Origin of the sequence: Mycobacterium novum, from assembly GCF_010726505.1 — a bacterium.
GTDB lineage: Bacteria > Actinomycetota > Actinomycetes > Mycobacteriales > Mycobacteriaceae > Mycobacterium > Mycobacterium algericum.
The window spans coordinates 2,777,604-2,792,566 of record NZ_AP022562.1 but is presented as its reverse complement, the minus strand read 5'-3'; the positions used below and the strand labels follow the sequence as shown (position 1 = coordinate 2,792,566).

Sequence of the window (14,963 nt, the reverse complement as noted above, 5' to 3'; positions counted from 1 at the left end):
CATGACCGTGACAGCCACAGAGCGCAAACCGGCGGCGGAGCGCATCGCGGTGCGGTGCGTGGACTCCGATGTCCACCCGGTGCCGCGGCGCGGCGAACTGACCCAGTACATCCCGGAGCCGTGGCGCAGCAAGTACTTTCTGACCCGGCGCATCGGTGAGCAGATCTACTACGACGCACCGGACTACGCGCACGCGTTCGCTATGCGCGTCGATGCGTTCCCGGCCGACGGCGAATTCCCGGGTAGTGATCCGGAGTTGGCGTTCAAGCAGCTCATCATGGAGGCGGGCTCGGACTTCGCGATCCTGGAGCCTGCCGCCTACCCGGCCCGCTTTCCCGAAGCGCAGCATGCGATGTCGTGTGCGCTCAACGACTGGCAGGCCAACCATTGGCTGGACAGCCACAACAACTGGCACCAGCGGTGGCGCGGCTCGATCTGCATCGCCATCGAGGACCCGGCGGGGTCCGTCGCCGAGATCGAAAGGTGGGCCGGGCACCCCTACATGGCCCAGATCCTGATCAAGGCCGAGCCGCGGCCGTCATGGGGCGACCCCAAGTACGACCCGATCTGGGCGGCGGCCACCAAACACGACATCACCGTCAGCTGCCACCTGTCGCGTAGCCACCATGAAGAGCTGCCGATGCCGCCGGTGGGCATGCCCAGCTACAACCACGATTTCATGGTCACCTACTCGCTGCTGGCGGCCAACCAGGTGATGAGCCTGGTGTTCGACGGCGTCTTCGACCGCCACCCGAACCTGCGCATCGTGCTGGTCGAACACGCCTTCACCTGGATCCTGCCGCTGATGTGGCGGATGGACGCCATCTATGAAGCACGCAAGTCGTGGCTGGACATCAAACGCAAGCCCAGCGAGTACGTCAAGGACCACATCAAGTTCACCACCCAGCCGCTGGACTACCCCGAGGACAAGACCGAGTTGACCCGGGCGTTCGAGTGGATGGAGTGCGAAAAGATCCTGCTGTACTCCTCGGACTACCCGCACTGGACCTTCGATGATCCGCGCTGGCTGGTCAAGCATCTACCGAAGGCGGCTCGCGAAGCGGTGATGTTCAAGAACGGCCTCAAGACCTACCACCTTCCGGACACGGTCCCGGCCCTCGAGGGTCAGGTGCGGGTGTTCTGAATGAGCGAAGAGAAACAGCGGCCCCGGCTGGCCCAGGGCCGCGAGCACATCGTTGCCACCGTCGACGAAATCCCGCCCGGCACGCGTAAACTCGTACCGATCGGCCATCACGGCGTCGGCGTGTACAACATCAACGGGACGTTCTACGCGATCGCGAACTTCTGTCCGCACCAGGGCGGCCCGTTGTGTTCCGGGCGGCTGCGCGGCCGCACCGTGGTCGACGAGAGCGCGCCGGGTGACGCCGCCATGGTCCGCGACCTCGAATACATCTACTGCCCTTGGCATCAATGGGGTTTCGAGCTCGCCACCGGCACCACCGCGGTCAAACCGGAGTGGAGCATCCGCACCTACCCGGTGCGGGTGGTGGGCAACGACGTCCTGGTCCAGGCCTAGCACACGGGAGCAATCGGTGGCCTCTGTCGAAATCAACGGCGGAAACGTTGTCTACGAGATCCTCGGCGACACCGGCGATCTGATCGTACTGACTCCCGGCGGCCGGTTCTCCAAGGAGATTCCCGGCCTACGCCCGCTGGCCGATGAGCTCGTTGCCGGCGGCTACCGGGTGCTGTTGTGGGACCGCCCCAACTGCGGGGCCTCCGATGTGCAGTTCTACGGCCAGTCCGAATCGCATATGCGAGCCGACACCCTGCACGGCCTGCTCACCGCCCTGGACACCGGACCTGTCATCCTGGCCGGCGGCTCGGGTGGTGCGCGGGACTCGATGCTGACCACCATGCTCTACCCCGAGTTGGTCACCAAGCTGGTGCTGTGGAACATCGTCGGCGGCATCTACGGCACCTTCGTACTGGGCTCGTACTACGTGGTCCCCAGCATCCTGGCAGTGCGTGGCGGCGGCACTCAGGCGCTGCCGGCCATGCGCGAATGGCAGGAGCGGATCGAGGAGAATCCGGCCAACAAGCAGCGACTGCTCGACATGGACAGCGACGCGTTCCTCAAGGTGATGCTGCGCTGGCTCAACGCGTTCGTATCCAAGCCGGGCCAGACGATTCCCGGAGTCGACGACGAGATGTTCGACCGCATAACGGTTCCCACACTGATCATCCGGGGCGGCGAGAACGATTGGGACCACCCGAAGCGCACCTCACTGGAGGTGAATTGCTTGATCAAGGGATCCGAGCTGATCGACCCGCCGTGGCCGGAGGACGCCTGGGAGCGGGCCGCCGAAGAGCGAGCCGCGGGAAAAGTGAGTCACTTCAACATGTTCGACACCTGGGTGCTGGCCGCCCCGGCGATCCTGGAATTTTTGGGGCGCTGATGGCCTCAACGGGTGTGGATGTGAACCTCGCAGTTCAGCGACGCCTCCAGCGCGGTGTGGATACGGCTCTCGCCGACCCGCGCCACGTCGGCATCGGCCAGCGTCACATGGACGACGTCGAGGCCGTCTGCTCCCGGGGTGCGGCCGATCTCGCCGGTCAGTCCCAGGCCCGCGAGCACCCCGAGCGCGTCGTCATCGGTCCCCCGGCTCACATAGGTCACCACGCCGGGCACTGGTTCGGTACCGAACGCTTTGGCGCACAATCGCATTCCGACATCGATGATGTCGGCGTCGGTGCCGGCGATCAACAATCGAACGTGGCGCCGCCCCGTCGGCATCGCCGCAACGTCAGTCTCGACCAGGCCGGCACCGGCAGGCACCACCAGATCGCGCAACGTCGCCATCCCGGCCCTCAACTGCTGTTGTGTCAGTTGTCCGGCCGGGTCGACGTCGATGCGCACTACCGCGGTTCTCACGACCGCGAGCCTAACCAAACGAGGTGGCAATGACGACAACTGCGGCAAGCCCGGACATCACCGTCGCCGCCTGGCCGGGCAGCGAGCCGCGACTGCTGCGCGACGGCGTCGAGGACGGCGCGGCCTACGCCGCCGCCGGCGGCTACCGGACGCTGGCTGATGCCGACGCATTCCTCGACGAGGTGGACCGCAGCGGATTGCTCGGGCGCGGCGGCGCCGGGTTCCCGCTGGGGGTCAAGTTGCGCTCGGTGCGCGCCGCCGCCGCCCGCCGTGGCCTCGACGCCGTCGTCGTCGCCAACGGCGAAGAGGGGGAACCGGCATCGATCAAGGACCGCTGGCTGCTGCGCAATCGCCCGCACCTGGTGCTCGACGGCTTGCGGCTGGCGGCCGCGGCCGTGGCGGCCACCCGCACCTACGTCTACGTCTCCGACCCGGCAGCGGCCCGCAGCATCGAGGCCGCGCTGGGCGAGATCAGCACCGAAACCATCGCCGGGCCGCCGGTCAGCGTGTTCACCGTCGACGGCGGCTATGTGGCCGGCGAGGAGACCGCAGCGGTGCGTGCCATCAACGGCGGTCCGGCCAAGCCGACCGACAAGCCGCCGCGGCCCTACCAGCGGGGAGTCGCCCAGCGCCCGACCCTGGTCTCCAACGTCGAGACGCTGGCAAATCTGCCGTTCCTGCAGCGCCACGGCGCAGCGGCGTTCCGCTCAGCGGGCACCACGTCATCGCCGGGAACCTTCCTGGCAACGGTGACCGGTGGCGGCCTGGCCCCGGTGCTCTACGAACTGCCGCACGGTGTCGAGATCGGCGAATTGCTCGAGTTCCACGGGATTCCGCTCGACCAGGTGCGCGGGCTACTGATGGGCGGTTACTTCGCCGGACTGCTCAACCGCGACGGATTGGCTGCCACCCTGGACCACGAGACCCTGCGCGCCGGTGGCAGCGGCCTGGGCTGCGGGGCGGTCGCCGTTCTCACCGACGATTGCCCGGTGGCGGTCGCCGCCTCGGTGCTGGCCTATTTCGGGCGGGAGAACGCCGGACAGTGCGGGTCGTGTTTCAACGGCACCGTGGCGATGGCAGCAGTGGCCGAAGCGCTGCGGGACGGGGTCGCGACCGCGCAGGACGTCGAGCGACTGCAGCGGTGGGCCGGGGTGCTGCCCGGGCGCGGCGCCTGCGGGACGCTGGACGGTGCCACCGCGGTGGCGGCCAGCCTGCTCACCCGGTTCCCGGAATTGGTGGCCGAGCACCTTGCCGACAGCTGCGACACCTGCCGCGGCGGCGCCTACCGGGCCGAACGTCCCTACGCGATCGAGGAGGTGACGGCATGAGGATCCGACTGGATCGCACGATGTGCGACGGGTTCGGCTACTGCGCCAAACACGCGCCGAAGTACTTCTCGCTGGACGACTGGGGCTATGCGTCGCTGACCGGCGACGGCACCGTGGACGAGGCGGATGAGCGTGACGTCATGCGTGCCCTGCTGGACTGCCCGGTGCACGCCATCATCGAGATCACCGAGGACGACGACCAGTGAACGCACCGGGACGACCGCTGCCGGCGCTCACCTTGGACAACGAGTTCTTCTGGACCGCAGGCGCCGACGGAGTGCTGCGGATGCAGCAATGCCGGGACTGCGCCGGCCTCATCCATCCGCCGCAACCGGTCTGCCGCCACTGCCGTAGCCAGAACCTGGCAGTGCGCGACCTGTCCGGGCGGGCCACCCTGGCCGGCTTCACCGTCAATCACCGGTTCAGCCTGCCCGGTATGCCGGCACCGTACGTGGTGGCACAGGTGGCGATCAACGAGGATCCCCGAGTTCGCCTGACCACCAACATCATCGATTGCGATCCGGACGGCCTCGAGCTCGGCCAGCAGGTGGAGGTCGCCTTCGAAAACATCGACGACGTGTGGCTGCCGCTGTTCCGGCCGGTGCCGGCCGGAGCAGACGGCCCGGCAGGCGCAGCGCCCAAGCCGCTGCCCGAGGACGAGATCGCACCCGAGGACTTCGCGCGGCATGTGCGCCCGATGGTGACCACCGAGAAGTTCGAGGACAAGGTGGCGCTCACCGGCATCGGCATGTCGACGCTGGGACGCCGGCAGCTGGTGCCGCCGCTGTCGTTGACGGTGGCGGCCTGTAATGCGGCGATCGCCGACGCCGGGCTGAGCATCGACGACATCGACGGCCTGTCGACGTATCCAGGCGGCGGTCTACCGGGCCCGTTCGGCGAGGGCGGGGTGACCGCGCTCGAGGCGGCGCTCGGCGTCCGGCCGACCTGGCACAACGGCGGCATGGAGACGTTCGGTCCGGGCGGATCAGTGATCGCCGCCATGCTGGCGGTCGCCACCGGGCTGGCGCGGCACGTGCTGTGCTTCCGGACGCTGTGGGAAGCCACCTACAACGAACTGATGAAGCAGGGCAAGGTCGCCCCGCTGGGCGGCGCTCGCACCGCGAGCTGGCAGATGCCGTTCGGGGCGATCTCGGCGGCGCACACGCTGGCGCAGAACGCCCAGCGGCACTTCCACCGCTACGGCACCACCCGCGAGACGCTGGGCTGGATCGCGTTGAACCAGCGCGCCAATGCCGCCCTGAACCCGACGGCGATCTACCGCGACCCGCTGACCATGGACGATTATCTGTCCGCCCGGATGATCACCACGCCGTTCGGGCTCTATGACTGCGACGTCCCGTGCGACGGCGCCGTCGCGGTGATCGTGTCCGCGGCCGACGCGGCCCGTGATCTGGCCAAGCCGCCGGTACTGGTGGAGGCGGTCGGCACTCAGATCCTCGAGCCGATCGACTGGGACCAGAGCACGCTGACCCATGAGCCGCAGGTGCTGGGCCAGGCCGCGCACCTGTGGTCGCGGACCACCCTGCGACCGGCCGATGTCGACGTCGCGGAGCTCTACGACGGGTTCAGCTTCAACTGCCTGTCATGGATCGAGGCACTGGGCTTCTGCGGCATCGGCGAGGCCAAGAGCTTCCTGGACGGCGGGGCCAACATCGCCCGCGACGGGGTGCTTCCGCTGAACACCCACGGCGGGCAGCTCTCCCACGGCCGCACCCACGGGATGGGGCTGATCCACGAAGCGGTCACCCAGTTGCGGGGCGAGGCCGGTGCACGCCAGGTGAGCGGCGCCCGCGTGGCGGTGACCAGCAGTGGCGGGCTGACTCCCAGCGGGGTGATGTTGCTGCGGGCCGACTCGTGAGGGCCGCCCGATGAGCCACCCCGTTCGGCCGCGCACGGTCAATGCCGACGGGATACCGATGTCGGCGCTGCTGGCCGAAGTTGCCGATCCGCGTGCCGTGGTCGTCGCCCTGCACGGCGGCGGCACCACTTCGCTGTACTTCGACTGCCCGGGACAACCCGAATTGTCGCTGTTGAGAACCGGTGCGGCACTGGGCTACACGGTGATCGCGCTGGACCGGCCGGGCTATGGCACCTCGGCGCTGTACCCGGAGGCGGTGACCGACCCACAACAGCGTGTCCGGTTGGCCTACCTGGCCGTCGATGCCGTCCTCGGTGACCGGCCGCGAGGCGCCGGGCTGTTCATCCTGGGCCACTCCAACGGCTGCGAGCTGGCGATGCGGATGGCGGTCGACGCGCGCCGCGCCGAGTTACTCGGGCTCGAACTGGCCGGCACCGGACTGCATTACCGGGGCGCCGCACGGCAGGCCTTGAGCTCGGCTGGACCGGGGCAGCGTCCGGTCGGTCTGCGTGAGTTGCTCTGGGAGCCGGCAACGCTGTATCCCGAAGCGGTTCTGCGCGGGACCACCAGCTCATCGCCGGGGTCACCGTATGAAGCCGCCATGGTGGCCGATTGGCCGCGGCACGATTTTCCCTCGCTGGCCGCTCAGATCCGGGTGCCGGTGCGCTTCACCTTCGCCGAACACGAGAAGATTTGGCAATCAGATGCGGCTGCGCAGCGCGACATTCGCGCCCTGTTCACCGCCACAGCCGGCTTCACCACCAATCAACAACCCGAGGCCGGCCACAATCTCAGCCTCGGCTTCAGTGCGGGCAACTACCACCGTTCGGTGTTGTCATTCGTCGACAAGTGCGTGGCGACCGCCGCGCGGAATTCGGAGGTCAGTTGATGCGGGTCGGTTTCATCGGACTGGGCAGCCAAGGCGCGCCGATGGCGCGACGCATCATCGAGGGCGGCTACTCGACGACGCTGTGGGCACGCCGGGCCGCCACGCTGGAGGCCTTCGCCGACACCGAGGCGCGCGTCGCGGACTCGCCGGCCGACCTCGGTCATGCCAGCGACCTGGTCTGCCTGTGTGTGGTCGGCGATGCCGATGTCGAGCAGGTGGTGCAGGGCGAGAACGGCGTGCTGGCCGGGATGCAGCGCGGCGGCGTCATCGCGATTCACAGCACCGTGCACCCGGACACCTGTCGCCGGTTGGCCGAACACTGCGCCCGGCAGGGCGTGTCGCTGATCGACGCACCGGTCAGTGGCGGCGGACCGGCCGCCGAGGCCGGGACGCTGCTGGTGATGGCCGGCGGCGACGAGGAGGTGGTGCAGCGGTGCCGGCCGGTATTCGACACCTACGCCGACCCCGTCGTGCATCTGGGTGGACTCGGATCGGGCCAGGTGACCAAGCTGCTCAACAACCTGCTGTTCACCGCCAATCTGGGCACCGCCGCGACCGCGCTGGCACTGGGCGAGCAACTGGGGGTGTCGCGGGAGCGGCTGGCCGAGGTGGTCAGTCGTGGCAGTTCGAACAGCTTTGCGCTCAACAGCATCCGGGGATCCGGCGGAACCCTGGATCGGCTGGCGGCAATGGCCGGGACGCTGTTGCAGAAGGACGTGCGCCTGGTGGCCGATCTGGCACAGCAGGCGGCGGCGACACCGGGCGCGGTGCTCGACGCCGCCGACGCCGCGCTGGCGCTGATGGATCATCCGCGATGACGACGCCGGACTTTCCGAATCCCCTTCCGCGGTAGACCTGTTTATCTTACAGTTGGGCATACGGTCTAACGCCCGGTCACCACGTTTTTCAGCCGGTTCTCGCCGCTGAGGAGGATTCAATGACCAAGCCGAAACTCGTCTTCGACCCGTTTTCGGAGGAGTATTTCAACGATCCGTTCGAAATCTATCGGCGTATGCGCGAAGAAACCCCGCTCTACTACGACGAGCAGGAGGACTTCTACGCACTGACCCGGCACGAGGATGTGGCGGCGGCACTCAAGGATTTCGAGACCTACTCCTCGGCCCGCGGTTGCGACCTGGCGATGGTGCGCTCGGATGAACCCCCCCAGAAGTCGATCATCTTCATGGACCCGCCGGATCACCGGCACATGCGCAGCCTGCTCAACAAGGCGTTCACGCCGCGGGCGATCCAGGCGCAGCGGGCGACCATCATCGAGCAGGTCGAGCGGTTCCTCGGCGCCGCGAACCCGGATCACTTCGATGTGGTGCAGGATTTCTCCGGCCCGTTCCCGGTCGAGGTGATCACCCGAATGGTCGGGGTGCCCGATGAGTTCCGGCAGCAGGTGCGGCATTGGATGAATATCTCGCTGCACCACGAACCCGGGCAGATCGAAATCAGCGAAGTCAACATGCAGGCCAACATCGATACCGCGATGTACTACTACGGGTTGGTGCAGGAACGGCGGACCAACCCGCAGGACGACATGCTCAGCAGGCTGATCGCCGCCGAGATCCCCGGCGACGACGGTCAGCCGCGCCGGCTCGACGATATTGAAATCACCGGTTTCGCTGCGCTATTGGGCGGCGCCGGCGCCGAGACGGTCACCAAGCTGGTCGGCAACGCCGCGGTGATCTTCGCCCGAAACCCGGACCAGTGGCGCAAACTGCTCGACGACCGCAGCAAGGTGCCGGCTGCCGTGGAGGAGCTGCTGCGCTACGAGGGGCCGGTGCAGTACAACGTGCGCTACACCCTCAAGGAGGCGCACGTCAGCGGCGGCACCATCCCGGCGGGCAAGCCGGTGTTCTTGCTCAACGCCGCGGCGAACCGCGACCCGGATGCCTTCACCGACGCCGACACCTTCGACATCGACCGGGATCAGACCGAGGCACAGCACCTGGGCCTCGGCTATGGGATCCACAGCTGTCTGGGAGCGGCGCTGGCCCGGATGGAGAGCACCATCGCGCTGGAGCGATTGTTGGACTTCATGCCCCGCTACGAGGTGCAGTGGGATGGCCTGCAACGGGTTCACATGCAGAACGTCGCCGGCTGGCAGAACGTCCCGGTCCGGGTGCTCCGGTAGGTGCCGGCGCCCATGACAAACCGGAAAGTCGTCGTCGACTACGGGCTGTGTGAAGCCAACGCGATCTGCATGGGCATCAACCCGGACGTGTTCCACCTCGATGACGACGACACCCTGCACATCCTGCAGCCCGACATCACCCCCGAGACCGAGAATGATGTGCTCGAGGCGGTCCGCCGGTGCCCACGGCAGGCGCTGTCGATCGTCGAGGACGGCGACTAGCGCGCCGGGAACCCGGAGAGGATGACGGCGTTGCAGTCGGCGGCGGCCTGCCGCAGTTTCGCCGCCTGCTGGTAGCCCTCGGAGTGGTACCAGGCTCGGGCGGCGTCCACCGACTCGAATTCCAGTACAACGGTTTGATTCCCGTGCCAGTCGCCTTCGACCACCTCGGCCTTGGTGTCGACCGCCAGGATCTTCGCGCCGCCCGCTGCCATCGTCGGCTGGGCGGCCTTACCGTAGGCGATCATGCCCTCCGGGTCGTTGATGGCCTCGGTCAGAATGACATAGCCCTTGGGCCCGTTGGACATTAGCTCTCCTCTTGCGAATCGGTGACATCGTCGATGGCGTGTTCCGGGCATTGTTTGATGGCGTCACGAACCGCGTCCTCGAGGTGCGCCGGCACCTCATCGACGGTGACCTCGGAGTAGCCGTCGTCGTTGATGGCGAAGACCTCGGGGCAGATCGTGGTGCAGATGCCATGGCCGGCACAGCGATCCGGGTCGACCCACGCCTTCATCGCGTTCCCTCCCCGGCCGGGGTGAACTCCAGATTCAGGTCGATCAGACCACGCAGGATGTAGGTCGGAATGTAGCTGAAACGTCGTGCGCCGGGCGGGCCGTGCCGCTCTTCGGAGATGCTGATCTCGGCCGTTCGATCCAGCAGCCGCTCGAGCGCGATGCGGGTCTCGGCCCGGGCCAGCGGCGCCCCGGGGCAGCTGTGGATTCCCCGCCCGAACGTGATGTGCTGGCGCGCATTGCTGCGGGCGGGATCGAAGGTGTCCGGGTCGCTGAAGCGGCGTGGGTCGCGGTTGGCGCCGGCAGCCAGCACCATCAGCGTGGTGCCGGCCGGGACTGCGACCCCGCCGACCTCGGTGTCGACCCGGGAGAGCCGGAAGTCACCCTTGACCGGGGTCTCAAAGCGCAGCACCTCCTCGATGAAGTTGGGGATCAGTGCCCGGTCGTCACGCAGCCGCTGCTGGATCGCGGGAGTCTCCCCGAGGATCTTCAACGCGGACCCGAGCAGTCGCACCGTCGTCTCCTGGCCGGCCGAGTAGACGTTGGCGGCCACCCGCGCCACGTCCATCGGGTCCGGGATCGAGCCGTCCGGGAACGTCGCCTCGGCCATCCCGGTGAGCACGTCGCCGCGCGGATTACGGCGACGGTCGGCGATGTAGTCGGCGAAGGTGGCGTAGAGGAACTCCAGCGGACTGTGCGCCAGCGCCTTGGCATCGGTACTGCCGATCCCGCCGCCCACATTGCGCCCCATGTTGTTGACGAACTCGTCGCGGTCTTCATCGGGGACGCCCAGCAGGTCCGCGATGACCAGCAGGGTGAACGGGGCGGCGAAGCCGTTGATGAACTCTCCGGCGCCGGGGGCGAGAAATCCGTCGAGCACCTGATCGGCCAACTCCCACATCGCGTCCTCGTTCTCCTTGAGGCGCTTGGGGGTCAGCAGGCGCATCAGCAACGCCCGGTGGTTGGTGTGCGTCGGCGGGTCCAGCGTCGGAAGCTGGTCGCTGAACGGCAGTTCGTCGCGGTGCTTGTCGATCAGCCCCGCCACGGTCTCGCCGCCCAGGTCGCCGTCGAGGGGCACCGGGAAGCCGGGGAACGGGCCCGTCACCGCGATGCACGACGAGAACACGTCGGCGTTGCCGGCCACGGCGCACGCCTCATCCCACCCGGTCACCATCATCACGCCGTGGTGGGGCTCGCGGGTGACCGGCGAGCGCTCCCGCAGGGCGTGCAGATAGGGGTAGGGGTCGCCGACGACCGCCTGGTCGGTAAAGAAATCGATGTCATCCGGATTCATCACGAGCCCCGCTCCACTCCCTGGATCTCGCATCCGAGAATGCCATTCTCGAATACGATCGACACACTTTCACACCCGCGGGTGCCCGTCAACGCAAGCCCCCGCTCAGCTGTTCGACCGCGCCGCGTCCATCAGTGCATTCGCCTGTCGCTCACCGTGCTTGTGCTGGCTGAGCGCGCGAATCGAGACATCATGGCCCTCGGCGGCTTTCCGCAACCCGCCCACCGTGGCCTGGTCACGCGGGATGTGGGCGAACGGGTCGAACGAGTACCAGCGCATGGCGTTGAGGTGGGTCATCTTGTTGATGTCGTCATCGGGGACGTTGTTGGCGCTGAGCACATCCCAGAGCTCTTCGGGCGCCCCCGGCCACATCGAGTCGCTGTGCGGGTAGTCGGCCTCCCACGCGATGTTGTCGATGCCGATATCGTGCCGGAGCTTCACACCGACCGGATCGGAGATGAAGCAGGTCAAGAAGTGCTCCCGGAACACCTCGGAGGGCAGCTTGCCGCCGAAGTCCTGCCCGGTCCAGACCGAGTGCATCTCGTAGGTGCGGTCCACCCGCTCCAGGAAATACGGGATCCAGCCGGTGCCGCCCTCGGAGAGCGCGATCTTGAGGTCGGGATAGTCCTTCACCGGCTTGGACCACAACAGGTCCGCGGCCGCCTGCACGATGTTCATCGGCTGCAGCGTGATCATCACGTCCATCGGCGCGTCCGGCGCGGTGATGGCCAGCTTGCCCGACGACCCGATGTGGACATTGAGCACGGTGTCGGTGTCACACAGCGCTTTCCACAGCGGGTCCCAGTAGGGATCGTGAAAACTCGGGTAGCCCATGGCCGCCGGGTTCTCACTGAACGTCAGGGCGTGCACACCCTTCTTGGACACCCGCCGCACCTCGGCGGCGCACTTCTCGGCGTCCCAGATCACCGGTAGCCCCATCGGTATGAAGCGCCCCGGGTACGCCCCGCACCACTCGTCGATGTGCCAGTCGTTGTAGGCCTGCACCAGTGCCACCGAGAAGTCGGGGTCGTCGGTGGCGAACAGCCGCCCGGCGAAACCGGGAAACGACGGAAAGCAGATCGAGCCGAGGATGCCGCCGGCGTTCATGTCTTTGATGCGCTCGTCGACGTTGTAGCAACCGGGCCGGATCTCGTCGAGCCCCTGGGGCTCCAGACCGTATTCCTCCTTGGGCCGGCCCGCGACCGCGTTGAGGGCGACATTGGGGATCACCACATCACGGAACTGCCAGGTATCGGAGCCGTCCGCGTTGTGCACCAGCCGCGGCGCGTCATCGAGGTACTTGCGCGGCAGGTGGTTGGCGAACATGTCCGGCGGTTCAACGGTGTGGTCATCGACGCTGACCAGAATCATGTCGTCCTTGTTCACGGCCCAGCCTCCGATCCGGGTCCGGCAGCGGCGCCGGTCCCCTGACGCTTCTGACGTCTGCAATGAAAACTAGCTTCCCCATTTCGGAGAATCAACCTTCTGGCCGCCCCGGCGGGCCGGGCGCCGCCGGACGCGGTCGCACAACCCCCGAACGCGCCCGGCCCGACCGCCCTGCCAGCGGCGACGGCCGAGTGTTGACCAATCGCGAGAAACATGGAAATCTATTGGTCAAATATGAGAATGTGATTCTCACTAGCGAGGAGGAGCAGATGCGGCTGGCCCCGCTGTCGCAGTCCCAGTGGGACGATGAGGCGGTCCAGCGTGCGCTCGCCCAGGTGCTGACCGCCGATCGGCGCAACCCGCGCGACGCCGGCTCCGCGATGACCATGCTGGTCCACCACCCGAAACTGGCCCGGGCATTCCTGAAGTTCAACGTCGAACTGCTCTACCGCGGAACGCTGCCCGACAAGTTGCGCGAGCTCGCCATCCTGCGGACCGCCCACCGCCGCGGCTGCGAATACGAGTGGGTCCACCACATCACGATCGGCAAAGAGGCCGGGCTCACGGACGCCGACATCGAAGACCTGCAACACGGCGCGGCGGGCGACGTGTTGCATCAGGCGGTGCTCACCGCCGCCGACGAGCTCGACGAGGATTCCCGGCTCTCCCCCGCCACCGAGGCGATCCTCACCCAGCACCTGGACGAGCACCAGCTGATGGAACTCGTCTTCACGGTCGGCTGCTACAGCATGCTGGCCATGGCCTTCAACACTTTTGGCGTTGAACTCGATGAAGAACCCGAATCAGGGAGGTAATTTCCGTGGCACATTTCCCCAAGCCGGCAGCCGGTAGCTGGACGCAGGCCTATCCCGAGCTCGGCACTGAGCCGGTCGATTACACCGACTCGTTCGATCCGGCGCATTTCGCCGACGAGCAGGAGGCGATCTTCAAGCGCACCTGGCTACACGTCGGGCGAGTCGAGCGGCTGCCCAAGACCGGCAGCTACTTCACCCGGGAACTCCCCTCGGTGTGCAAGGGCACCTCGATCATCATCGTCAAGGGCAAGGACGGCGTGGTCCGGGCGTTCCACAACATCTGCCGCCACCGCGGAAACAAGTTGGTGTGGAACGACTTCCCGAACGAGGAGACCGAGGGCACCTGCCGCCAGTTCACCTGCAAGTACCACGCGTGGCGCTACAGCCTCGACGGCGACCTGACGTTCATCCAGCAGGAGGGCGAGTTCTTCGACGTCGACAAGAGCCAGTACGGCCTGGTCCCGGTGCGCTGCGAGGTGTGGGAAGGTTTCATCTTCGTCAACTTCGACGACAACGCCGGCCCGCTCAACGAATACCTCGGATCGCTGGCCAAGGGCCTGGAGGGCTACCCGTTCGCCGAGATGACCGAGGTCTACTCCTACAAGTCCGAAATCGGCAGCAACTGGAAGCTGTTCCTCGATGCGTTCGTGGAGTTCTACCACGCGCCGATCCTGCACCAGGGCCAGTACACCAAGGAAGAAGCCGCCAAGATCCAGAAATACGGCTACGAAGCGCTGCACTACGAGTTGGCCGGACCACACAGCCTGCAATCAACGTGGGGCGGTCAGTCGCCGCCGGCCGACCTCAACATGGTCAAGCCGCTGGACCGGGCGCTGCGCAGCGGATTGTTCGGCCCTTGGGACAAGCCGGATCTCATCGCCGACCTCAAGGAATTGCCACCGTCGGTGAACATCAAGCGAGTGCCGCAGTGGGGCATCGACTCGTTCGTGTTCTTCCCCAACTTCATGATTCTGATCTGGGAGCCGGGCTGGTACCTGACTTACCAGTACTGGCCGACCGCTGCCGACAAGCACACCTTCGAGGCGAGCCTGTACTTCGTGCCGCCGCGCAATGCCCGGGAGCGTCTGGCCCAGGAACTGGCCGCGGTGACCTTCAAGGAGTACGCGCTGCAGGACGCCAACACCCTGGAAGCCACCCAGACCATGATCGGCACGAAGGTCGTGGACGACTTCTTGTTGTGCGACCAAGAGGTCCTGATTCGACACCTGCACAAGACCGCCCGCGACTACGTATCCGAATACAAGAAGGAGCACGCCAATGGCGCTACCGTCTGACTTCGCTGACCTGCAGCCCTACGCCGACTGGGATCTGGCGACCGAGCCGGAGCGCTACGCCAAGCGACTGGCCTCCACCATGGGCGAGATGCAGGAGTTCTACGACGCCGCGTTCGGGCGACTCGAGGACGCCATCAACTACCTGGACAAGTTCGACCTGAACGATCTGCCCGATGATGCACGCTCGCTGATGCACCTCATGCAGTCTTTGGTGATGGTCTCCTTCCCGATCGAGGCCTGGAAGCAGCCGCGAGTCCCGGACAGCGGCGCCGCCTGGATCGACTGCATCAAGGAACCGGTCGTCTAA

General features: G+C 66.7%; 17 protein-coding genes and 1 pseudogene. 13 read left to right on the top strand and 5 right to left on the bottom strand.

Features of this window, described 5'->3' with window-relative positions:
* Position 1 precedes the first annotated feature (1 nt).
* Genes G6N19_RS12855 through G6N19_RS12845 form a run of 3 tightly spaced genes read left to right on the top strand, consistent with a single transcriptional unit; the run spans position 2 to position 2,420 of the window.
* The gene (locus G6N19_RS12855) at positions 2-1,144 is read left to right on the top strand and encodes an amidohydrolase family protein (protein ID WP_013830412.1); all 1,143 of its coding nucleotides are present in this window, start codon (positions 2-4) and stop codon (positions 1,142-1,144) included.
* Positions 1,145-1,537, top strand: a complete 393-nt coding sequence (locus G6N19_RS12850; RefSeq protein ID WP_013830413.1) for a Rieske (2Fe-2S) protein — start codon at positions 1,145-1,147, stop codon at positions 1,535-1,537.
* A 16-nt stretch (positions 1,538-1,553) separates the two neighbouring features.
* A complete protein-coding gene (locus G6N19_RS12845) occupies positions 1,554-2,420 on the top strand; it encodes an alpha/beta fold hydrolase (RefSeq protein ID WP_013830414.1) in 867 nt (288 codons plus the stop codon).
* Between the two features lie 5 nt (positions 2,421-2,425).
* On the opposite strand, the gene G6N19_RS12840 is transcribed toward G6N19_RS12845, so the two are convergent.
* Positions 2,426-2,896, bottom strand: a complete 471-nt coding sequence (locus tag G6N19_RS12840; RefSeq protein ID WP_041318735.1) for a hypothetical protein — start codon at positions 2,894-2,896, stop codon at positions 2,426-2,428.
* A 29-nt stretch (positions 2,897-2,925) separates the two neighbouring features.
* Here G6N19_RS12840 and G6N19_RS12835 point away from each other — a divergent pair, with 29 nt between their 5' ends.
* From G6N19_RS12835 to G6N19_RS12805, 7 genes and pseudogenes are all read left to right on the top strand, one after another.
* The gene (locus G6N19_RS12835) at positions 2,926-4,224 is read left to right on the top strand and encodes an NADH-ubiquinone oxidoreductase-F iron-sulfur binding region domain-containing protein (protein WP_193465053.1); all 1,299 of its coding nucleotides are present in this window, start codon (positions 2,926-2,928) and stop codon (positions 4,222-4,224) included.
* Positions 4,221-4,415 (top strand): annotated as a pseudogene (locus tag G6N19_RS12830) (ferredoxin); the annotation flags it as partial. The gene G6N19_RS12835 and the pseudogene G6N19_RS12830, both read left to right, overlap by 4 nt.
* Positions 4,416-4,426: 11 nt before the next feature.
* Positions 4,427-6,103: a thiolase C-terminal domain-containing protein gene (locus G6N19_RS12825; protein WP_193465051.1), complete on the top strand. Its 1,677-nt coding sequence runs from the start codon at positions 4,427-4,429 to the stop codon at positions 6,101-6,103.
* Positions 6,104-6,113: 10 nt separating this feature from the next.
* Positions 6,114-6,992 carry an alpha/beta fold hydrolase gene (locus G6N19_RS12820; RefSeq protein WP_041318738.1) on the top strand — a complete coding sequence of 293 codons (879 nt, stop codon included), beginning with the start codon at positions 6,114-6,116 and terminating at the stop codon, positions 6,990-6,992.
* Entirely contained in the window at positions 6,992-7,810 is an 819-nt protein-coding gene (locus G6N19_RS12815) for an NAD(P)-dependent oxidoreductase (RefSeq protein ID WP_013830420.1), read from the top strand. Before G6N19_RS12820 ends, G6N19_RS12815 begins: the two co-directional genes overlap by 1 nt.
* A 119-nt stretch (positions 7,811-7,929) precedes the next feature.
* Complete coding sequence (locus G6N19_RS12810) at positions 7,930-9,132, top strand: cytochrome P450 (RefSeq protein ID WP_083037588.1); 1,203 nt, start codon at positions 7,930-7,932, stop codon at positions 9,130-9,132.
* Positions 9,133-9,144: 12 nt separating this feature from the next.
* Entirely contained in the window at positions 9,145-9,354 is a 210-nt protein-coding gene (locus G6N19_RS12805; protein WP_083037587.1) for a ferredoxin, read from the top strand.
* Here G6N19_RS12805 and G6N19_RS12800 read toward each other — a convergent pair.
* The 4 genes from G6N19_RS12800 to G6N19_RS12785 all read right to left on the bottom strand — a co-directional run bounded on the left by G6N19_RS12800 (position 9,351) and on the right by G6N19_RS12785 (position 12,546).
* Positions 9,351-9,659 carry a DUF1330 domain-containing protein gene (locus G6N19_RS12800; RefSeq protein WP_112683978.1) on the bottom strand — a complete coding sequence of 103 codons (309 nt, stop codon included), beginning with the start codon at positions 9,657-9,659 and terminating at the stop codon, positions 9,351-9,353. The genes G6N19_RS12805 and G6N19_RS12800 overlap by 4 nt on opposite strands.
* Positions 9,659-9,868, bottom strand: a complete 210-nt coding sequence (locus G6N19_RS12795; RefSeq protein ID WP_013830424.1) for a ferredoxin — start codon at positions 9,866-9,868, stop codon at positions 9,659-9,661. Before G6N19_RS12795 ends, G6N19_RS12800 begins: the two co-directional genes overlap by 1 nt.
* Positions 9,865-11,160, bottom strand: coding sequence for a cytochrome P450 (locus G6N19_RS12790; protein WP_083037585.1), 1,296 nt, complete (start codon positions 11,158-11,160; stop codon positions 9,865-9,867). Before G6N19_RS12790 ends, G6N19_RS12795 begins: the two co-directional genes overlap by 4 nt.
* Before the next feature lie 105 nt (positions 11,161-11,265).
* Positions 11,266-12,546 carry an amidohydrolase family protein gene (locus G6N19_RS12785; protein ID WP_083037584.1) on the bottom strand — a complete coding sequence of 427 codons (1,281 nt, stop codon included), beginning with the start codon at positions 12,544-12,546 and terminating at the stop codon, positions 11,266-11,268.
* Between the two features lie 269 nt (positions 12,547-12,815).
* On the opposite strand from G6N19_RS12785, the gene G6N19_RS12780 reads away from it, so the two are divergent.
* The 3 genes from G6N19_RS12780 to G6N19_RS12770 are packed head-to-tail and all read left to right on the top strand — an operon-like array spanning position 12,816 to position 14,963.
* Complete coding sequence (locus G6N19_RS12780; RefSeq protein ID WP_013830427.1) at positions 12,816-13,361, top strand: carboxymuconolactone decarboxylase family protein; 546 nt, start codon at positions 12,816-12,818, stop codon at positions 13,359-13,361.
* A gap of 5 nt (positions 13,362-13,366) precedes the next feature.
* The gene (locus G6N19_RS12775) at positions 13,367-14,656 is read left to right on the top strand and encodes an aromatic ring-hydroxylating oxygenase subunit alpha (protein WP_013830428.1); all 1,290 of its coding nucleotides are present in this window, start codon (positions 13,367-13,369) and stop codon (positions 14,654-14,656) included.
* Complete coding sequence (locus G6N19_RS12770) at positions 14,640-14,963, top strand: hypothetical protein (RefSeq protein ID WP_013830429.1); 324 nt, start codon at positions 14,640-14,642, stop codon at positions 14,961-14,963. The genes G6N19_RS12775 and G6N19_RS12770 overlap by 17 nt, the downstream gene beginning before the upstream one ends.